The sequence below is a fragment of the Lysobacter sp. BMK333-48F3 genome, from assembly GCF_019733395.1.
Taxonomy (GTDB): domain Bacteria; phylum Pseudomonadota; class Gammaproteobacteria; order Xanthomonadales; family Xanthomonadaceae; genus Lysobacter.
Genome location: NZ_JAIHOO010000001.1, coordinates 3,197,429 through 3,216,851, shown reverse-complemented (window position 1 = coordinate 3,216,851; position 19,423 = coordinate 3,197,429). Strand labels below are relative to the sequence as shown.

23 protein-coding genes are annotated in these 19,423 nt (G+C 69.3%); 16 read left to right on the top strand and 7 right to left on the bottom strand.

Annotated elements, in window-relative coordinates:
* Positions 1-20: 20 nt before the first annotated feature.
* Positions 21-524: an MOSC domain-containing protein gene (locus tag K4L06_RS13755; RefSeq protein ID WP_221671902.1), complete on the bottom strand. Its 504-nt coding sequence runs from the start codon at positions 522-524 to the stop codon at positions 21-23.
* A 40-nt stretch (positions 525-564) separates the two neighbouring features.
* On the opposite strand from K4L06_RS13755, the gene K4L06_RS13750 reads away from it, so the two are divergent.
* The 5 genes from K4L06_RS13750 (at position 565) to K4L06_RS13730 (ending at position 6,022) form a co-directional block, all read left to right on the top strand.
* Positions 565-1,125, top strand: coding sequence for an N-acetylmuramoyl-L-alanine amidase (locus K4L06_RS13750; RefSeq protein WP_255595124.1), 561 nt, complete (start codon positions 565-567; stop codon positions 1,123-1,125).
* Positions 1,126-1,317: 192 nt separating this feature from the next.
* Positions 1,318-2,646, top strand: coding sequence for a hypothetical protein (locus K4L06_RS13745; RefSeq protein ID WP_221671900.1), 1,329 nt, complete (start codon positions 1,318-1,320; stop codon positions 2,644-2,646).
* Between the two features lie 85 nt (positions 2,647-2,731).
* Positions 2,732-3,631 (top strand): acyl-CoA thioesterase II, encoded by a 900-nt coding sequence (tesB, locus tag K4L06_RS13740; protein ID WP_221671899.1) that lies wholly within the window; start codon positions 2,732-2,734, stop codon positions 3,629-3,631.
* 1 nt (position 3,632) lies between these two features.
* Positions 3,633-4,484, top strand: coding sequence for a hypothetical protein (locus K4L06_RS13735; protein ID WP_221671898.1), 852 nt, complete (start codon positions 3,633-3,635; stop codon positions 4,482-4,484).
* Between the two features lie 248 nt (positions 4,485-4,732).
* Positions 4,733-6,022: an RNA polymerase sigma factor gene (locus K4L06_RS13730; RefSeq protein ID WP_221671897.1), complete on the top strand. Its 1,290-nt coding sequence runs from the start codon at positions 4,733-4,735 to the stop codon at positions 6,020-6,022.
* A gap of 247 nt (positions 6,023-6,269) precedes the next feature.
* Here the strand turns inward: K4L06_RS13730 and K4L06_RS13725 are convergent, their stop codons facing one another.
* The gene (locus K4L06_RS13725; protein ID WP_221671896.1) at positions 6,270-6,908 is read right to left on the bottom strand and encodes an EF-hand domain-containing protein; all 639 of its coding nucleotides are present in this window, start codon (positions 6,906-6,908) and stop codon (positions 6,270-6,272) included.
* A 149-nt stretch (positions 6,909-7,057) separates the two neighbouring features.
* Between K4L06_RS13725 and K4L06_RS13720 the strand changes: the two genes are divergently transcribed.
* The 3 genes from K4L06_RS13720 (at position 7,058) to K4L06_RS13710 (ending at position 9,738) form a co-directional block, all read left to right on the top strand.
* On the top strand, positions 7,058-7,792 hold the full coding sequence (locus tag K4L06_RS13720) for an arginyltransferase (protein ID WP_255595123.1): 735 nt from the start codon (positions 7,058-7,060) through the stop codon (positions 7,790-7,792).
* 131 nt (positions 7,793-7,923) lie between these two features.
* On the top strand, positions 7,924-8,370 hold the full coding sequence (locus K4L06_RS13715; RefSeq protein WP_221671894.1) for a hypothetical protein: 447 nt from the start codon (positions 7,924-7,926) through the stop codon (positions 8,368-8,370).
* A gap of 138 nt (positions 8,371-8,508) precedes the next feature.
* Positions 8,509-9,738, top strand: a complete 1,230-nt coding sequence (locus tag K4L06_RS13710; RefSeq protein WP_221671893.1) for an endonuclease/exonuclease/phosphatase family protein — start codon at positions 8,509-8,511, stop codon at positions 9,736-9,738.
* A 64-nt stretch (positions 9,739-9,802) separates the two neighbouring features.
* Here K4L06_RS13710 and K4L06_RS13705 read toward each other — a convergent pair whose 3' ends face one another.
* Positions 9,803-10,690 (bottom strand): hypothetical protein, encoded by an 888-nt coding sequence (locus K4L06_RS13705; RefSeq protein WP_221671892.1) that lies wholly within the window; start codon positions 10,688-10,690, stop codon positions 9,803-9,805.
* Positions 10,691-10,778: 88 nt separating this feature from the next.
* Positions 10,779-11,336, bottom strand: a complete 558-nt coding sequence (locus K4L06_RS13700) for a hypothetical protein (RefSeq protein ID WP_221671891.1) — start codon at positions 11,334-11,336, stop codon at positions 10,779-10,781.
* Positions 11,337-11,524: 188 nt separating this feature from the next.
* Here K4L06_RS13700 and K4L06_RS13695 point away from each other — a divergent pair, with 188 nt between their 5' ends.
* On the top strand, positions 11,525-11,686 hold the full coding sequence (locus K4L06_RS13695; protein ID WP_221671890.1) for an ATP-grasp domain-containing protein: 162 nt from the start codon (positions 11,525-11,527) through the stop codon (positions 11,684-11,686).
* Between the two features lie 36 nt (positions 11,687-11,722).
* On the opposite strand, the gene K4L06_RS13690 is transcribed toward K4L06_RS13695, so the two are convergent.
* From K4L06_RS13690 to purT, 3 genes are all read right to left on the bottom strand, one after another.
* Positions 11,723-12,082 (bottom strand): ADP-ribosylation/crystallin J1, encoded by a 360-nt coding sequence (locus K4L06_RS13690; RefSeq protein ID WP_221671889.1) that lies wholly within the window; start codon positions 12,080-12,082, stop codon positions 11,723-11,725.
* A 150-nt stretch (positions 12,083-12,232) separates the two neighbouring features.
* Complete coding sequence (locus tag K4L06_RS13685; protein ID WP_221671888.1) at positions 12,233-12,640, bottom strand: hypothetical protein; 408 nt, start codon at positions 12,638-12,640, stop codon at positions 12,233-12,235.
* 40 nt (positions 12,641-12,680) lie between these two features.
* Entirely contained in the window at positions 12,681-13,880 is a 1,200-nt protein-coding gene (gene purT, locus K4L06_RS13680; RefSeq protein WP_221671887.1) for a formate-dependent phosphoribosylglycinamide formyltransferase, read from the bottom strand.
* 135 nt (positions 13,881-14,015) lie between these two features.
* On the opposite strand from purT, the gene K4L06_RS13675 reads away from it, so the two are divergent.
* The 7 genes from K4L06_RS13675 to K4L06_RS13645 all read left to right on the top strand — a co-directional run bounded on the left by K4L06_RS13675 (position 14,016) and on the right by K4L06_RS13645 (position 19,246).
* Complete coding sequence (locus K4L06_RS13675; RefSeq protein ID WP_221671886.1) at positions 14,016-14,978, top strand: hypothetical protein; 963 nt, start codon at positions 14,016-14,018, stop codon at positions 14,976-14,978.
* Between the two features lie 168 nt (positions 14,979-15,146).
* A complete protein-coding gene (locus K4L06_RS13670) occupies positions 15,147-16,010 on the top strand; it encodes an SPFH domain-containing protein (RefSeq protein ID WP_221671885.1) in 864 nt (287 codons plus the stop codon).
* A gap of 10 nt (positions 16,011-16,020) precedes the next feature.
* Entirely contained in the window at positions 16,021-16,386 is a 366-nt protein-coding gene (locus K4L06_RS13665; RefSeq protein ID WP_221671884.1) for a hypothetical protein, read from the top strand.
* Entirely contained in the window at positions 16,383-16,568 is a 186-nt protein-coding gene (locus K4L06_RS13660; protein WP_221671883.1) for an Arc family DNA binding domain-containing protein, read from the top strand. The genes K4L06_RS13665 and K4L06_RS13660 overlap by 4 nt, the downstream gene beginning before the upstream one ends.
* Positions 16,565-16,747: a hypothetical protein gene (locus tag K4L06_RS13655; RefSeq protein ID WP_064746286.1), complete on the top strand. Its 183-nt coding sequence runs from the start codon at positions 16,565-16,567 to the stop codon at positions 16,745-16,747. The genes K4L06_RS13660 and K4L06_RS13655 overlap by 4 nt, the downstream gene beginning before the upstream one ends.
* A 78-nt stretch (positions 16,748-16,825) precedes the next feature.
* Entirely contained in the window at positions 16,826-17,629 is an 804-nt protein-coding gene (locus K4L06_RS13650; RefSeq protein WP_221671882.1) for a M15 family metallopeptidase, read from the top strand.
* Positions 17,630-17,839: 210 nt separating this feature from the next.
* The gene (locus K4L06_RS13645) at positions 17,840-19,246 is read left to right on the top strand and encodes an FAD-binding oxidoreductase (RefSeq protein ID WP_221671881.1); all 1,407 of its coding nucleotides are present in this window, start codon (positions 17,840-17,842) and stop codon (positions 19,244-19,246) included.
* Positions 19,247-19,423 lie beyond the last annotated feature (177 nt).

Sequence of the window (19,423 nt, the reverse complement as noted above, 5' to 3'; positions counted from 1 at the left end):
GGGCGATCCGCGCGCCGCGCTCAGGCGTCCGGCGCCGGCACCAGCGCGTCGCCGCGGCGGATGCGTCCGCCCTCGACCACCCGCGCGCACACGCCGCCGTGGCCGCGCATGGCGTTGAAGCCGCCCGGGCCCAGCGCCGCTTCCATCATCGAGCACGGATCGCAGGACTCGGTCCATTCCAGCAAGGCTTCGCCGAGGCGGAAGCGGCGGTCCTTCAGCGCGATCAGCGGCAACCCCGAGACGACGATATTGCGCCGCAGGAGCGCCGGCTCGACCGCGTCGCGGCCGGCCAGGGCGGCGATCGCCGGCAGGTGTTCGGCCTGGATCAGGGTGATCCCGCGCTTGCCGCTGGCGTTCTTGTAACGGTCGCCGGCGAGGCCGGCGCCGGCGGTGGCGACGACTTCGTCCAGGGCCTGCATGAGCACGCCGCGCGCCGGGCGCACGCCGATCCACTCGACCCGGCCGGGCCGCGGCAGGGTGGCCATCAGTTTTGCGAGCGCGGAGTCGGCAGGCGGCAGGGTCATGGCGGGCTCCGTAGGAAGGCGAATGGTAGCATCCGGGCCCATGCCGCCCCTGAACCTGACGATCGCCCCCCTGCCCTACGAAGCCCGCCTCGACGCGCGCGAACCCGGCGCGATCGACCTGGTGGTGATCCATTGCACCGAACTGCCGGACCTGGCGACCGCGCGCGAATACGGCGAACGCGTGCTCTATCCGGCCTCGGGCACCGGCAACAGCGGCCATTACTACCTCGACCGCGACGGCCGGGCCCTGCGCTACGTCGCCGAGGACCGCATCGCCCACCACGTGCGCGGCTACAACCCGCGCTCGATCGGGATCGAGCTGGTCAACACCGGGCGCTATCCGCACTGGCTGGACTCGCGCCACCAGGCGATGGACGAGGCCTACCCGGCGGCGCAGATCCAGGCCCTGCTGGCCCTGCTCGCCGACCTGCGCGCGCGCCTGCCGTCGCTGCGCTATATCGCCGGCCACGAAGACCTGGACACCAGCCGGGTCGCGGCCAGCGACGACGCCGCAGTCGAGGTCGTGCGCAAGCGCGACCCCGGCCCGCGTTTCCCCTGGCCGCAGGTGCTGGCCGGCTGCGGGCTGCAGCGCCTGCCCTGAGCCTCGCCGCCGACGGCTTGCGACGGAACCCGCCGTAGCCGCGACGAAACCCGGGTTTCGTTCTCGCCCGGCGATCCGCGCTGCCTGGATACTGATCCCGCGCCGACAGGAAGCGCCGACAGGCATCGCAGCGGCGCAAGCGCCCGCAGCAGCGGCGCGCATTCTCCCCACAGGATCAAGGACGCCCTACTCATGACCCGTGCCACCGCCCTCGCCGCCGCGCTCGCGCTCGCGCTCGCGGCCGCTCCGCTCGCCGCGCAACCGCGGCTGCAACTGATCAGCCACGCCTACGACAACCCCAACGCGTCGATCAACGCCTACTACCCCGAACTCAGCGCCGACGGCCAGTGGGTGTCGTTCAGTTCGACCGCATCGGGCTTCGTCGCGCCCGGTGCCGACGGCTTCATCGGCGCCGACGTGTTCGTCTACGACGTGTTCTGCCGGCGCACCGAAGTCGCCAGCCTCACCTGGGACGGCAAGGCCCCGAACGAGGCTTCCGGCGGCTCGATGGGGCGCTCGTCGATCAGCGGCGACGGCCGCTACGTCGCCTTCGCCTCGCGCGCCAGCAACCTGGTCTATGGCGACAACGACAGCAACGGCCATACCGACGTGTTCCTGCTCGACCGCCACCGCCCGGTCGGCGATCCCAAGCGGATCCGCCGGGTCAGCGCCGCGCGCACCGCCGGCAGCAACGGCCCCAGCGATCAGCCTTCGCTGAGCGCGGACGGCCGCTATCTCGCGTTCCAGTCCGCCGCCAACAACCTGGTGCCGAACGACACCTCCGGCACCAACGTGTTCGTCTACGACCTGCAGGCCGACACCCTCGCCCTGGTCAGCCGCGACCGCGATGGCAAGCCGGCCGAAGGCCAGTACCCGCGCATCGACGCGCAGGGCCGGCACCTGGCCTTCCGCAGCGGCGCGCTCAACCTGATCGCCGAAGACATCGTCTGGTCCACCACTCCGCACGTCTACCTGCGCGACCTGGACGCCGGCCGCAACCAGCTCGTCGACCGCCGCAGCGACGGCCTGATCCCCAGCCAGGGCGCCACCGACGTCGACGCGATCAGCGGCGACGGCCGTTACGTGTCGTTCCGCAGTTCCGCAGCCGACCTCACCGGCAGCACGTCGCCGCTGACGCCGCAGATCTTCGTCCGCGACACCGTCGCCGGCACGCTGGAGATGATCACGATCAATCCGGGCAACGCACCGACGCCGTACCAGAGCCGCTGGTCGGCCCTGGACCACGACGGCCGGCATGTGGCCTTCAGCTCGCCGTCGCAAGGACAGTGGAGCCCGGCCGGCCTGTATCGTCGCGACCGCAGCAACGGCGCCACCGAGCTGCTGTCGCCCGGTTACCAGGACGGCTCGCCGCAGGACAGCAGCTACGCCAGCATCAGCGCCGACGGCCTGCGCACCGCCTTCGTCTCCGGCTACGGCCGGCTGATCGCGGGCGTCAACGCCCCGGCGATCTTCCTCGCCGACCTGCGCGTCAGCGTGCCGCCGCGCTACTGCCCGCGCTGAACCGCGCCGCGACGGGCCGGCCCGCCGGCCGGCCCGTCCTTGCCCCTTCGCTATACTGCCGGCCTCGCCCCCTGGCCCCGGCCGCATGACCACCTCGCCCGTCTCCGAACTGATCGAACTGCTGTCGCTGGAGCGGCTGGAAGACAACCTGTTCCGCGGTCAGAGCCGCGACATCGGCACCAAATACGTGTTCGGCGGCCAGGTCCTCGGCCAGGCCCTGTCGGCGGCGCAGGCGACCCTGCAGACCGCGCGCACCGCGCATTCGCTGCATGCCTATTTCCTCAAGGCCGGCGACATCGAGGCGCCGATCGTCTACCAGGCCGACCGCACCCGCGACGGCGGCAGCTTCTCGGTGCGCCGGGTCACCGCGATCCAGCACGGCCAGCCGATCTTCTTCCTCGCCGCCTCGTTCCAGGAAGACCAGGACGGCGGCGAACACCAGTTGTCGATGCCGGAGGTGCCCAAGCCCGAGGACATCGACCCGGCGCCGGCGGTGCCGCCGGAGGTGATGGCCTCGCTGCCGAACAAGGTCCAGCGCTGGCTGTCGCGGCAGGGACCGTTCGAGTTCCGCCACGTCTATCCGCGCGACGAACTCAATCCGCCCAAGCGCCCGCCGTACCAGCAGGTCTGGTTCCGCCTCAGCGAGCGGGTCGGCGACGCGCCCGAGCTGCACCGCGCCCTGCTCGCCTACGCCTCGGATTTCCACCTGCTCGGCACCGCGACCTTTCCGCACGGGATCAGCTACTACCAGCCGAACGTGCAGATGGCCTCGCTCGATCACGCGCTGTGGTTCCATCGCCCGTTCCGCGCCGACGAATGGCTGCTGTACTCGATCGACAGCCCCAGCGCGCAGGGCGCGCGCGGCCTGGCGCGCGGGCAGATCTACGACCGCGACGGCCGCCTGGTCGCCAGCAGCGCGCAGGAGGGCCTGATCCGCGTGGTCAAGGACGCCGCCAGCGCGAGCCACGTGCCGGCGAAGGAATGACATGAGGCAGGTATTCAGCAGTTCGCGGCTGGAAAACGTCGAAGGCGTGGCGCAGTTGCTGCGCGACGCCGGGATCGAGGTGCGGGTCACCAACGACCGTTCCTACAAGGGCAACCGCCGCTCCAATTTCAGCTACCGCGAGCAGGCGCCCGAGCGGCCGGCGGTATGGGTGATCCGTTCCGAAGACCAGCTGCGCGCGCGCGATCTGCTGCGCGAGGCCGGACTGATCGACAGCACCCGCGCCGAGGAACCCAGCCACGCGCCGTTCCGCTTCGAATCGCGGATCGACCAGGCCCGCACCCCGGGGCAGAAGCGCGCGCTGCGGATCAAGGTCGGCCTGCTGGTCTGCATCGCCGTGGTGCTGGGCCTGGCGATGTTCCACAACCTGCGCAACCGGCCGGCGCCGACTCCGGCGAAGGACCCGGCCGAGGTCGCCCTGGCCGCGCACGCCTTCGACGGCAAGACCGCGGCGACGCCGGCGGCGCTGGCGCAGGCGGTGTTCGCCCACCAGCTCGCCGAGGCCGACCAGACCACCCAATGCCTGCGCGTCGACCGGCGCGATGCGCCGCGCAAGCTGTTGACCGCCCTGGCCCGGCCGGGCCTGCGCCTGCTGCCGGCCAGCCAGTGCGTCGAAGTCGCCGACGAGGAACGCGGCAGCCACGCCCTCGATGGCAAGCCGGCCGAGCTGATCGAGGTGCATGCGTTCCGGCCGAGCTCGGCCGATGCCGGCACGATCGAATACAGCGCCTACCACCACCGCCTGGCCGCGGCCTACAAGACCCTGGAGGTCAAGCGGGTCGGCGGGCGCTGGACGGTGGTGCGGGTGGCCAAGACCGTGCGCGCGATGGGCTGAGCCGGCGCCGCCGGCTCGGTTTGCGCCCCCGCCTGGTCCGATCGTTCGATCGGCGGCGCCGGTGATCGGCCGCATGGACAGCCGTGCGGCCGGCGTGGTCACATTTCCGCAGGGGCGACGTCTGGGGAAACAGGCATCGCGCGATGCCGCCGCCCGGAGACCGACCCGATGTCCTGCCCGCACCCGTTCCGCCCCTTCCTCGCACCGGCCCTGCCGGCGTCCCCGGCCGTCGCCGCGGAGGCCGCGCGATGAACGCCGAGGCGCTCAACTCGCTGATCGGCGGCGACCTGCCGGCGGCGTCCAACGGCGACGCCGCCGCGTACTCGCGCATCGTCTCCGCCTGCCAGAACTCGATCACCGCGATCGCCCTGGCGATGGTCCGCGACGTATCCGCCAGCGAGGACATCGCCCAGGAGGCCTTCCTCAGCGGTTGGCAGAACATCCGCAAGCTGCACAACCCGAGCAGCTTCCTGCCCTGGCTGCGGCAGATCACCCGCAACCTCGCCCACGACCACCTGCGCGCGCGCTCGCGCCAGCCGCGCGAGGCCGACGATTTCGAAGCGGCGATCGCCGCCGCGGCCGATCCGGAGCCCAGCACGGTCGAGCGCCTGATCCAGCTCGAGCGCGCGCAGGCCGCCGCCGAGCTGATCTCGGCCCTGCCCGACGAGAGCCGCGAAGTGCTGTTGCTGTATTACCGCGAAGGCCAGAGCTCGCAACAGGTCGCGGCCCTGCTCGGGCTCAGCGACGCGGCGGTGCGCAAGCGCCTGTCGCGCGCGCGCAGCACGGTGCGCGCCGAACTGCTGGAACGCTTCGCCGCGTTCGCCCAGGCCAGCGCGCCCTCGGTGGGCTTCACCACCCTGGTCGCCAGCGCCCTGGGCGTGATCGGCCCGGGCGGCACGACCACGGCGGCGGTCGCGGCCGGTACGCTGGGTTCGGGGCTGGCGAGCAAGTTCGGCGCCAGTAGCGCCGTCGGCGCCATGGGCGGCGTCAGCGGCAGCGTGCTCATGTTCGTACTCGAACGGGTGGTTTCGCCGGTGACCGAGGCAGTGACCGGCGCCCCGCTCGACGCGGCCGCGCTGTCGTTGCGCTACGCCGCATGGATCGAAGCGTCGATGGGTCCGCTGATCGGCGGCTTCATCGGCGGCGCGACCATGACGGTGCTGATCTCCCGTTACCTGCTCTCGTTCGCCGGCACCCCGCAGGAGCGCCGGCTGATCGTGCGCCTGATCTGGGAGATCTCGGTAGTGGGCACTGCCGCAGCGCTGATGGTGCTGGCGGCATTGGAATTCAGCCGTGGCTGGGTCGTGCCGATCGCGCTGTTGGCTGTGGCGCAGGCGATTTCCTTGTGGCAATACCTGTACTCGATGCCGCGCCTGATGGCGCCGAGCATGGCGCGCATCCAACGCGAAACCGGGCGCGACCCGCGCCAGGATCGCATGTACCGCTGGGTGCTCGGGCCGAAGGCGATCGCTTGGAGTTCGTTGTTGCTGACCGGCATCGTCGTGTACCTGCTCTATCACACCGGCCGCTTCGGCTGAGCCGGATCGGCGCGCCGCGCACGCTACGTCCCAAAAAACGGGCGTGCTCCGCACGCGACACCCCCCTCAAAAAAGCGGGCGTGCTCCGCACGCGACATCCCCCTCAAAAAAACGGGCGTGCTCCGCACGCGACATCCCCAAAAAAAACGGGCGTGCTCCGCACGCCCAAGGGGGAGCATGCCCGGTCGTGCTGGGCATGCCGGCGTCGCGGCGGTCGGCCGCGACGGATCCGGGCCGTCGCCGGGGTTCAGCGATGCGGCGTCGGCTTCAGGTCGGCCTTGGTCAGGAAACCGTCGCGGTCTTCGTCGTAGAAGGCGAAGCTGCGCGCCAGCCGCGGCATCTTTTCCTCAACCTCGATCTTGCTCAGCTTGCCGTCGCGGTTGAGGTCGGCGGCGGCGAAGTGCTCGTCGAAACGCTTGGCGCGCTCGGCGTCGCGCTTGGGACGCTCGGCCTCGTGGTGGGCGCGCAGTTCGCTGCGCACCAGATAGCCGTCGCGATTGCGGTCGATGCGTTCGAAGGACTCGCCCAGGCGCGGCGACTTGCCCGCCTCGGCGCGGCTGATCCGGCCGTCGCCGTCGGCGTCGAGCGCGCCGATGCCGCCGTGGCCGCCCGGACCGCCATGGCGGCCGCCGTGCTCGCGCCCGCCGCGGCGCTGCGGTCGCTCGCTCGCATCCAGCTTGCCGTCGCGATTCTTGTCCAGGCTGTCGAACTTCTCCGCCAGGCGCGGCACCTTGGCCGCTTCCTCACGGCTGATCACGCCGTCCTGGTTGGCGTCGAGCTGGATCCGCGGGCGCTGCGCGGCGCCGTCGGCGGGAGGCACGGCCGCGGCCGCACCGGCGAACACCAGCGCCGCCAGGGCGGCGACGTAAAGGGGGGAACGGTTCATGCGTTGACTCCTCGACGGGCGCCACCGCGGCGCCGATAGACGGTCAACGCCCGCGCCGCGAACCGGTTGACATCGGTCCGGCCAGGTTCAGTCGCAAGACAGCGACGCAGGCCATGCGCGGCGCGCGCGGGCGGCGCTATGCTGGCCGCATGGGCACGCAACCGCAGCCGGACAGCGACGACCTCCGCCTGTTCCACACCGGCGAGCACGCCTGCGGCTACTGGCCCGAGCGCACCGCTCGCGACCTGGTGCTGGACCCGCGCGACCCGCGCCTGCGCGACTGGTACCCGCATGCGCTGGGCTGGGGTTTCCGCCGCTCCGGCGACATCGTCTACCGCCCGCACTGCGCCGCCTGCCGCGCCTGCGTCGCGGTGCGCATCCCGGTCGAGCGCTTCGTCCCCGACCGCAGCCAGCGCCGCTGCCTGGCCCGCAACGCCGCGGTCGAGATGCGCGTGCACGCCGCCGAGCGCACCGCCGAGCAACTGAATCTGTACAAGCGCTACCTGGCCTCGCGCCACGCCGGCGGCGGCATGGACGGCCACGGCGCGGTCGAGTTCGACCAGTTCCTGATCGGCAGTTGGAGCGAGAACCGCTTCCTGGAACTGCGCGAGCCCGGCCACGGCCGCCTGCTCGCGGTCGCGGTCACCGACGTGGTCGACCACGCCCTATCGGCGGTCTACACCTTCTACGACCCCGAGTACGCCGACCGCGGCCTGGGCACGCTGGCGATCCTGCGCCAGATCGAATGGGCCCGGCGCGAGCGTCGCAGCCATCTGTACCTGGGCTACTGGATCGCCGGCCATCCGAAGATGGACTACAAGCGCCGCTTCCGTCCGCTCGAGGCCTTCGACGGACGAGATTGGCGCGTTTTTACACATTTGTAACACTCGTCTCGTTCAGGTCGTGTATCACGTTGCCCGGTCGTGACCTTAGTCCCACGACACGCGGGAAGGCGCCGCCCAGGCATGGCAATGGAGCCGCCACCCGATTCAATCACCGCCACATGGAGTCCGCGATGAAGTTCAACACCCTGTTCCTGGCCGCTGCCATCACTCTGGCTCTGGCCGCCTGCAACAAGCCGGCCGACAAGCCGGCCGACGCCGCCCCGGCGACCGACGCCGCTGCGGCTCCGGCCGCCGATGCCGCCGCCGCTCCGGCTGCCGACGCCTCGGCTCCGGCCGCTACCCCGGCCGCGACCGATCCGGCCGCTGCCGCCGCCCCGGCCGCCGACAGCGTCGGCGTCGCCGAGTGCGACGACTACCTCAACAAGATCGCCTCCTGCCTGGCCGACAAGGTGCCGGAAGCCCAGCGCGCCGCGTTCCAGACCGGCATCGACTCCAGCCGCAACGCCTGGAAGCAGGCCGCTTCGACGCCGGAAGGCAAGGCCGGCCTGGCCCAGGCCTGCAAGATGGCCCTGGACCAGAGCAAGGCCCAGTACGCCGCGTTCGGCTGCACCCTGTAATCCGGCGGCGACGGTTCCGACCGTTGCCACCCGCGACGCCCCGGCCCCGCCGGGGCGTCGTCGTTTGCGGCGCCGCGCGGCGCCGAGCCGCCCGGCCCTGTAATCAACCGCGCCGAAGGACCGTGCCATCATGCGCGCATGTCACGACTCCCCCTTTTCTGCGCCGCCCTCGCCGCGGCGATGCTCGGCGCCTGCACCCAAGTGAACGTCCACGGCGATCCGCAAGGCTGGCTGCGTTCGCAGACCGATGCCGCCACGGCGCTGCGGGTGGCGACCTATAACACCTCGCTGTACGACGAGAGCGCCGGCGGCCTGATCCGCCGCCTCGAAGCCGGCGACGGCAACGCGCGCAAGATCGCCGCGGTGCTGCAGCGCGTGCGCCCCGACCTGGTGCTGCTCAACGAGTTCGATTACGACCCGCAGCAGCGCGCCGCCGACCTGTTCCAGCGCGATTACCTCGAAGTCGCCCAGCCCGGCGGCGGCGAAGCGCTGCATTACCCCTACCGCTACCTGGCCCCGGTCAACACCGGCGTGCCCAGCGGCCTGGACCTGGACGGCGACGGCCAGTCCGGCACCGCCGCGCGCAGCGACCGCGCGCGCGGCAACGACGCCTGGGGCTACGGCCTGCACCCGGGCCAGTACGGCATGCTGGTGCTGTCGAAGTACCCGATCGACGCCGCCGCGGTGCGCAGCTTTCAGACCTTCAAGTGGGCGAACCTGCCGAACGCGCGTCAGCCGCGCGACCCGGCCAGCGGCAAGTCCTGGTACGCGCCGGCGGTGTGGCCGCAGATGCGGCTGTCGTCGAAATCGCACTGGGACGTGCCGGTGAAGACCCCGCTGGGCGTGCTGCACTTCCTCGCCGCGCACCCGACCCCGCCGGTGTTCGACGGCCCCGAGGACCGCAACGGCGCGCGCAACTACGACGAGATCGGCCTGTGGGCGCGCTACCTCGACGGCGGCGCGCCGGCCTGGCTATGCGACGACCAGGGCCGCTGCGGCGGGCTCGCCGACGGCGCCCGCTTCGTCGTCGTCGGCGATATGAACGCCGACCCGTCCGACGGCGACGGCATGCCCAGCGCGATCAAGCAATTGCTCGACCACCCGCGCGTCGCCGCCGGCCCGGCGCCGCGCAGCGAAGGCGCGGCCGAACGCGCCGCCGCCTACGGCTTCGCCCGCAAGGGCGACACCGCCGAACACACCGGCGACTTCGGCCCCAAGGCCGGCACCCTGCGCCTGGACTACGTCCTGCCCTCGCGCGGCTGGAGCGTGCGCGAGCGCGGCGTGTTCTGGCCCAAGGCCGACAGCGAAGCGGCGAAGATCGCCGACGCCAGCGATCATCATCTGGTGTGGGTGGATCTGGCGGATTGAGTTCGGCGATGCGTGAGCGCAGGCCAGCCGCTTCCGCTGTAGTCCTGCCGCATGATTTGAGCCGCTAACGTATAAGCCCAGTGTCGCGCAACGCTTTGAGCAGCGCCTGCGGTGGCCCGGAGCGACTCCAACCAACGCTCTTGCTTACCAGGCGCCCGTCCTTGAAGAAGAAAAAAGCCGGCTGCCGGGAAAAATCCACGCCTTTCCACGCGGCATGATTGAAAGCAATTCGAATGGGACTATCCGGGAACTCCAAGTTCCATTGCCTAATCTCGGCCGAATCAAAAGCCCTATCCGCCGGCGCCAACCACAACGCATCTGCATGCAGGAATGCTTCGCGAAGAGCAGCGTCGCTGGCAATTCCACGAGCAGCATCCCGAGCGGCATGACAGCCTGAAACGACAATGACGCGCACACCGCTTCCCGCTGCAGCTGAGTTGCGCAGTATAAATTTTCGACCGCCGCTCGGAAGATCAAAATAGCCCGAGCGCACCGGACTAAAATCCCTGGCAATATCAAACTCCAAAGGAGCCTGACGCCCTAGAACCACGCTCGCTCGCGCAAGGCCCCTAGCTTCATCGAATCGCCGCGCCGCAATCAAGGCGCCATAAAGATCCTGATCGTTTCGCTCAGAGTGAACGCCGAGAGACGCAAGCACTTCACGCGCATAAACCATGTTTGCGACGTAGTTAGAGTTCTCTCCGCTCCTGAAGTACATGGTGTAGCTAGCCAACATGTTCGATGCGTCGAACAGCGCTTGAAGGTCATCGGGCGACATACCCTCCCGTCGCACCAGCCCTTCAAAATGCAAGGCGTATGCCTCACTCAACCTATCAGTCTTGACATCCGTCGACAGGCTGGAGTTCCGACTGAGCGTCAACATGACAGATTGATAATCTTCACGCGGCCCAGCCGACGCCTGGACAGCAATGATCATCAGCGCTATCGCCACGCCCGCAATCTTTAGCCGCGACACCATCCGCTCCTCGATAAAAGAGCGCTAGACCCACTGTCTAGCGCCCATAATCAACCGATGGAAATCACTTTCCGCAGTTGCTCGCACAGATATCGCCGAAACTGAAGTTGCAGTTGTATTCGGTGCCCCAGTCGATAGAGCAGACATAGTCCGTCTTAGCCTTACCCCCGTTGACTTGGCACATGGGCGAATTGGGGTCTTCGCAGACATCGCTCATTGGGCGGACAATCAAAGCCTCGGCGGGAGAAGCAACTTTCAGGCCCGGAATGCTCGAAATGGTGTGCTGAGCACCGATGAGAGCGAGCACCTGGTAAACCTCGGTAGTACTGAGGTGCGAAGAAAGACCCAGGTACGAATAGGAGCCAACCCCTCTTGGCGTGAATACGACACTATCGACGAAATTCTGCAGAACCAGCGGCGGGAGCTTTCGCAAGGGAGAGTTGCTGTTGCTGGACACATACTGGATCAATGCAGCTTTCGACCTGACCTGAGCCGTGGCGGCATTGATACTGGCTTGAGCGTCCCCACGCCCATGCACACTGGAATCCGTATAAACAGCCGATGCCGCAGAAGCCGAGGCCAACAGTAGAAGACAAGCAGAAGCGAGCAGCCCGATTCTCATGATTCAGTCCTTGAATGAGTTTTCGTCATCGATGTTGGTTCACCACCTCACATAAGTGGCGGCTCAAGTTTCGACCAACCGACAGATACTGTAAAGCCCACACTCGCAGAATTTTTCGCTCGTCAACCTGAGCCGCAATAAGCACACTTTATTTACTGAATCCGCACAGACTGGACAACCGACATCTATTGCACACTATTCTCTGCGAAGCGCTACACGTTGAACGGTCGACCACCGACGAGGGCTACAAGGTGATCGAGTTCAACACCTTCAACTCGTCGGGCTTCTACGCCCACGACATCGAGAAAGTGGTGGTCGCGGTAACCCGGCATTTCGCCGAGGCCGGCTGATCCATCCGGCACCGGCGTTCGGACAGCGGCCTTTGCTTACTCGACCGGATGAAACTCCGCGATCACCTCGATCGTCCCGACGATATGGTCGTTGAGCTGCTCCAGTTCCTCCGCCGGCACCCACCACTCGGTATGGTGCGCACCGCCGACCTTCTGCAGCGGGTAACGGGCCATGAAGGCGGCGTCGACCTCGAAACGGGTCACCGCGCCGTAGCCGCTGTCCTGGACGTTCCAGCGTTCGGCGATCTCGGCCGCGTAGCGTTCGTTGGTGACCGGATAGAAGATCGGCTGTTCCGGCAGGCGCGGCGGCCAGCGCTTGAAACCGCTGTCGCGCAACAGGACCAGTTCTTCCGGGCCGACCGGGCGATACAGGGTGACGGTGGGAGCGGTACTCATCCTAAGACCTCATCGGCGCCGGACAGCGGCGCCAGCTTGGCGCAACACCGATCGCGCCCGGATACAGCGTAGCGGCTGGGCGCAAGCCGCCGCCATCGCGACGCCGGCCGGCACGGCCGCACGCGAAACCCGCACGGCGGCCCAGCTCGCTCAACCCTCGGGTTCTTCCTGCCCGGCCGCGTTCGGAGTCGCTGGCGCATCCGGCGTCGCCGGCGCGGCAGCGGCGCCGCCCGATGGCGGCGCGCCGGCTTGCGCCGCGCCCGGCGCCGCTGGCGCGGCCCCGCGCAAACGCGAGCCGAAACCGAACGAGCCCTCGCCGTGCGCGGACACGATCATCCGCACCATGCTGCCGGGCACCATCAGCTCCAGCGACACCACCCGGCCGTCGGGGTCGCGGCCTTCCAGGGTCATTTCGGTGAACGCACCGCCGGTATCGATCTCGCGGCACAGCAGATGCGGCCCGACCGGCCCGTCGAGCAGGTAGGGCCGGATCGCGTCGCCCAGCACTTCCAGCGCCTGCGGGAAGAAGAACACCGCATAGCCTCGAGTCTCGTTCATCGTCGCTCCGGTGAGAGTGAAAAGGGAGGCGGCCGCGCGCTCAGCGCAGCTCGACCCGCAGCTGCGCCGCGGCCTCGCGCGCCTTGGCCCGCGCCGTGTCGATGTCCTCGCCCAGCGCCAGAGTCACCGCGACCCGGCGTTGGCCTTCCACCCGCGGCTTGCCGAACAGGCGCAACTGGGTGTCGATCTGGCCCAGCGCGGCGTCGACGCCGGAGAACACCGGCACGCCGTGGCCCTGCGCCAGCACCGCGCACGACGCGGACGGGCCGTGCTCGCGGATGGTCGGGATCGGCAGGCCGAGGATCGCCCGCGCATGCAGGGCGAACTCGCTGAGGTCCTGCGAGATCAGGGTCACCAGGCCGGTGTCGTGCGGGCGCGGCGAGACCTCGCTGAACCAGACCTCGTCGCCCTTGACGAACAGTTCGACGCCGAACACGCCGCAACCGCCGAGGTCGTCGGTGATGGCGCGGGCGATTTCCTGCGCGCGCGCCAGGGCGACCGGATTCATCGGCTGCGGCTGCCAGCTTTCGCGGTAATCGCCGTCGCGCTGCAGGTGGCCGATCGGCGCGCAGAAAGTGACGCCGCCGGCGTGGCGCACGGTCAGCAGGGTGATTTCGTAATCGAAGTCGATGAAGCCTTCGACGATGACCCGGCCGGCGCCGGCGCGGCCGCCGGTCTGGGCGTAATCCCAGGCCGCGTCGATGTCGGCCTCGCTGCGCACCAGGCTCTGGCCCTTGCCGGAGGACGACATCACCGGCTTGACCACGCACGGCAGGCCGAGCGCGGCGACCGCGGCGCGGTAGTCCTCGGCGGTGTCGACGAAACGGTAGGGCGAGGTCGCCAGGCCCAGGGTCTCGGCGGCCAGGCGGCGGATGCCTTCGCGGTCCATGGTCAGGCGCGCGGCGCGCGCGGTCGGGATCACCCGGGTGTCGCTGCCGCGCTCGGCGAACTCGCGCTCCAGCTCGACCAGGGTCTGGGTATGGATGGCCTCGATCTCCGGCACGATCAGGTTCGGCCGCTCGGCCGCGATCAGGGCGCGGATGGCCTGGCCATCGAGCATGTCGAGCACGTGGCTGCGGTGCGCGACCTGCATCGCCGGGGCGTCGGCGTAGCGGTCGGCGGCGATCACTTCGACCCCGAAGCGCTGCAGTTCGATCGCCACTTCCTTGCCCAGTTCGCCCGAACCGAGCAGGAGTACGCGGAAAGCGTACGGGGACAGCGGCGTGCCGAGCGTGGTCATGCGGATTCCTTCGTGTAGCGGGCGGGGGCGATGGGACGGCTAGTCTAGCGCCCGTGCCCGAATCGCGGGCCGCAGGCCGCGGACTTCGGCCCGATGGGCTATGGCGCCGCGCGCCGCGCATGCGATCCTGTGGCCATGCGATTCCCCCGCCCTCGGCCCGCCGCGCGCGCCGTCGCCTCCGCTCCGCCGCCCGCCCGCGCCCGCCGCGCGCTGTCGCTGTGCGCGGCGCTGCTGCTGGCCGCCTGCGCGGCCGAATCGCCGCCGCCGGCGCACGGCAGCAGCCAATTGGCCGGGATGATGCTGGACCCGCAATTGTCCGAAATCAGCGGCCTGGCCGCCTCGCGCCGCCACCCCGACGTGCTGTGGATGCACGACGACGGCGGCAATCCCGAGCGCCTGTTCGCGGTCTCGGCCAACGGCGACCGGCTGGCGACGCTGCGCATCGACGGCGTCACCAAGACCGACTGGGAAGACATCGCCGGGTTCGAACTCGACGGCCGCGCCTACCTGCTGATCGCCGACACCGGCGACAACGGCGGCCTGCGCCGCAGCCTGCAGCTGCACGTGATCGAGGAACCGGCCAAGCTCGAAAACGCGCGCCTCAAGCCGGCCTGGTCGATCGCCTTCCGCTGGCCCGACGGGGCGCGCGACTGCGAGGCGGTCGCGGTCGACATCCAGCGCAAGCAGGTGCTGCTGATTTCGAAGAAGCGCCGGCCGCCGGAGCTGTTCGCCGTGCCGTTGATGCCGGCCGGCAACGCGCTGCAGACCGCGACCCGGCTCGGCGCCCTGGCCGGCATCCCCGAACCGGACGAGCAGACCCGGCGCAACAGCCCGGCGCGGGCCAAGCTGCAGGGACAGGTCACCGCCGCCGACGTCTCGCCCGACGGCCGCACCCTGGCGGTCATGACCTACCGCTACCTGCTGCAGTACCCGCGCGCGCCGCGCCAGACCTGGGCCGAGGCGGTCGCGGCCAAGCCGCGGGTCAGCGACCTGCCCTGGCTGCCGCAGGCCGAGGCCCTGGGCTGGTCGGCCGACGGCCGCAGCCTGTACGCCACCGGCGAATTCATTCCGGCGCCGCTGTACCGCATCGTGCCCTGAGCGCTTCGCGCCGCGTCGCGGCCGGACGTCGCATCGCCTGCTCTCCAGACCGAACCGGCTCCGGGCGTCCGCGTGTCGGAGCGGGGCCGCGCCCTCCGACGAGCGGCCCTGGGCAATCTGATATCAATTTGATATCAATACATCCAGCCCAACGGACGAGACGCCGCCATGAAGGAAAACCCCACTCAATCCCTGCCCGGCATCCCGACCCTGCTGGGCCTGCTCGTCGTACTGCTGGTGGCCGTCTACGGCTTCCTGGCCGGCGCCCACAACGGCCAGCCCGTGCTGCTGGTCGTCGCGGCCCTGATCGGCCTGGCGGCGGTGTTCGGCCTGACCGGCCTGTACATGGTCGAACCCAACCAGGCCGCGGTGCTGAGCCTGTTCGGCAAGTACGTCGGCACGGTCAAGGACAACGGCCTGCGCTGGAACAACCCGCTGTACTCCAAGCGCAAGGTCAGCCAGCGCGTGCGCAACTTCGAGAGCGGCAAGCTCAAGGTCAACGAACTCGACGGCAGCCCGATCGAGATCGCCTCGGTGATCGTCTGGCAAGTGGTCGATTCGGCCGAAGCGGTCTACAACGTCGACGACTACGAAACCTTCGTCCACATCCAGTCCGAGTCGGCGCTGCGGGCGATGGCCACCAGCTATCCCTACGACCAGCACGAGGACGGCCAGTTGTCGCTGCGCAGCCACGCCGCCGAGATCTCCCAGCACCTCAAGCAGGAGCTGCAGGAACGCCTGGCCGACGCCGGCGTCAACGTGATCGACGCGCGCATCAGCCACCTCGCCTACGCGCCGGAAATCGCCCACGCCATGCTGCAGCGCCAGCAGGCCAACGCGGTGATCGCGGCGCGCACCCGGATCGTCGCCGGCGCGGTCGGCATGGTCGAGATGGCCCTGGCCGAACTGCAGAAGAACGGCGTGGTGCACCTGGACGAAGAGCGCAAGGCGCAGATGGTCAGCAACCTGCTGGTGGTGCTGTGCGGCGACCGCAGCACCCAGCCGATCGTCAACGCCGGCACCTTGTACTGAGGGCCCGGCGATGGATCTGGACGACTTCATCCTGCCCGCAGCGATGGTGATCACCTCGATGCCGATCCTGGTCTGCGCGGTGCTGGTCGCGCGCGGCAATCTGCATCTGGTCAACGGCCTGGATGCGCAACGGCTGCGCGACCCCGACGCGGTCGCGGCGCGGATCGCGCGCCTGCTGGCGCTGACCGCGATGGCGATGCTGTTCGCGGCGCTGGGCTACTACTGGGCGAACGGCGACAACGGCCGCGTCACCGGCGTCACCTTCGCCCTGCTGGTCGCGGTCAACGGCCTGGCCGTGCTGCTGATCCGCGCGGTCGCGGCGGCGCGGCGCAGCTACCGCGACCCCGACGACGGCCAACGGAAGCGGCCGCGGTGAGCGACAAGAAGGCCTATCCGCTACGGATCAGCGCCGACGTGCTCGCCGCGGCGCAGCGCTGGGCCGACGACGAGTTGCGTTCGCTCAACGCTCAGATCGAATATGTCCTGCGCGACGCCCTGCGTCGCAACGGACGGCTGCCGCGGCAGCCGGAGCCCCCGCCCGCCGAGAACGAGCCATGACCGCCCCGAAGTGGACCCACCACGTCACCGAGATCACCTACCAGTTGTTCGAAGCGCCGACCCGCCAACGCATCCAGGACGAGCTCGACGCGCGCGGCGCGCAAGGCTGGGAACTGGTCGCGGTCGAACACGACCCCGCCATTCTCGGCACCCGCCTGTACTTCAAGCGCCCGGCCTGAGCGCGATGCGCTGCGTCGCGCATGCCCGCCGCATCTACCGCGATGGCGCCGCCGCGGCGCGCGGGCTAACCTGAGCCGATGCGCGGCCCCGCCCACTTGCTGATCAACACGCCGGAGATCGAACTCTGGCCGGGCGGCCTGCTGCGCGCGCGCAGCAACCACGACGCCCGCGCCCTGGCGCGCGCGCGGCACCTGCTGCGGCGCAAGCGCGACGGCCGCTTCCTCGCCGCCGACCTCGCCGAAGGCCTGCTGCCGCTGGTACCGCGGCTGAACCGCGAGCCCGGCCTGGACGCCGCCCTGGATGCGCTGGAACGCGCCACCGAGTACCGCCGCGAAGGCCTGCTGCAGATCCACGACTTGCCGCTGGACCGGATCGAACATCGGCTCGAGGCGCTGGGCCTGGACTGCAACGGCTACCAGGCCCGCACCGGCCTGGACCTGGTCGCCGAGCCCGACCGCCTCGGCTACGCCGGCCGCGACCGCTTCGGCCGCCCGCTGTGGCTGCACCCCGCCGCCGCGCGCGCCTGGACCCACCTGCGCGCGGCCGCCCTGGGCGACGGCATCGTGCTCGACGCGATCTCCGGCTACCGCAGCCACGACTACCAACTCGGCATCTTCGAACGCAAACTCGCCCGCGGCCAGAGCGTCGAGCAGATCCTCAGCGTCAACGCCGCCCCCGGCTACAGCGAGCACCACAGCGGCCTGGCCCTGGACATCGGCACCTCGGGCGAAGCGCCGGCCGAAGAATCCTTCGAAACCACCCCCGCCTTCGCCTGGCTGCGCGAACACGCCGGCGGCTACGGCTACCTCATGAGCTACCCGCGCGACAACCCGCACGGGATCGTGTACGAGCCTTGGCATTGGCGCTGCGCGCTGGGTTGAGGATACGCGTCCGAGCCACCGCTGCGCGCCGTCGGGCCAGTACTGGCGGGCCGGCTTTGTAACGTTTGCCGCCGGTTTAGCTGCATGGACGTATTGTCGCGCTCGACGGCGAATGATCGCCTCCGTATCTGTTAAAGGACGAGCATGGACGCAAGCGGCCCTTCGCCTTCACGGCGCCACGACACCTGCGCCGACCCTGGACGCCGCCGCATGCTTCAGACGGCAGCGGCGATTGCGGCCGCCAGCATCGCAGGCTGCCAGCGCGACGGGGGAATCGATAGCGACCCGCGCTGGCTGCGCGACATCTCCGGAATCGACTACGTCCGCGCCGGACAAGTATCGCGCCCCGTCAGCGTCGCTCAGGTCTCGGCCGCGCTGAGGTCGAGTCGCGGCGCAGTCTCCGTCGGCGGCGCGCGTTGCAGCATGGGCGGACAAATCGCCTGCGACGGTTCGCTGCATCTGGACATGCGCGGCATGAATCGGCCGGTCGCCATCGACGTCGAACGCCGCACCGCACGCGTGCAGGCCGGCATGCTCTGGCGCGACCTGCAAGACTTGATCGACCCGCTGGGCCTGTCGGTATCGATCATGCAAAGCTACGCCAGTTTCAGCATCGGCGGCTCGCTTTCGGTCAATTGCCATGGTCGCTACGTCGGCAAGGGTGCGCTGATCCATAGCCTGAGGGCGTTACAACTGGTCGACGCCGAAGGCCGCGTGCGCGAACTCGACCGTCATCGTGAGCCGGAACTGTTGCGCGCGGCGATTGGCGGTTATGGCGGGCTGGGAGTGATAACAGAAGCAGAGTTCGACCTGACCGACAACGTACGTCTGGAACGTCGGGTCGAACGGGTACCGCTGGAAGACTATCCCCAATGGTTCGCACAGCGAGTGCTGGCCGATCCGGCAAGCGTGCTGCACAACGCGGACTTGCTGCCGCCGCGCTTCGATGCGCCGGTGGCGGTAACCTGGAATCGCACCGACGAGGCACCGACGCTCGCCGAACGACTCACGCCTCGCGCCGCGGACTACCGCCGCGAACGCAAGTTGATCTGGAGCGTGTCCGAAATGCCGTTCGGGCCGTGGTTGCGCGATCGCTACTCGGTCGAAGCCATGCTGCACCAGCGCGAGGTGCTATGGCGCAATCGCGAAGCAAGCCTGGACATCGCCGAACTCGAGCCGGCCACTCGACGACTTTCGACCTACCTGCTGCAAGAGTACTTCGTGCCGGCGCCGGCTTTCGTCGATTTCTCCCGGGCCATGGCCAAGATCCTGCGCGACAACGAAGTGCATGCGCTCAACGTTTCTATCCGACATGCTCCAGCCGACCGCGAATCGCTTCTGAGCTGGTCGCCGCAACCGGTGTTCTCTTTCGTTCTGTATCACAAGCAACGCAGCGGCGAACGCGCCGACGCGGTCGCCGGGCAATGGACTCGACGCCTTATCGACCTGGCTCTCGATCACGGCGGCCGCCACTACCTGCCCTATCGGCTGCACGCCACTCGACAGCAGTTCAGACGCGGATATCCCGGCGCGGAGCGATTCGCCGAGCTGAAGCAAGGGATCGATCCGCAGCGGCGATTCCGCAACCGGCTGTGGGACAAGTATCTTCCCGAGTAGTACGTCCCGGACCGGCCGCACACACAGCCTCCCGACAAACCGCAGGGCCAGCACAGGATAGATACCCCAGGGAATGCGGCCGCCCCAAGAGCAGGCGATAGCCCTTCGTCTTCGATGAATGTCGACGGCTTTGCTTTCTGTGCGCGTCCGCTCCGCGGCTTATGGCCGGAACGCGAT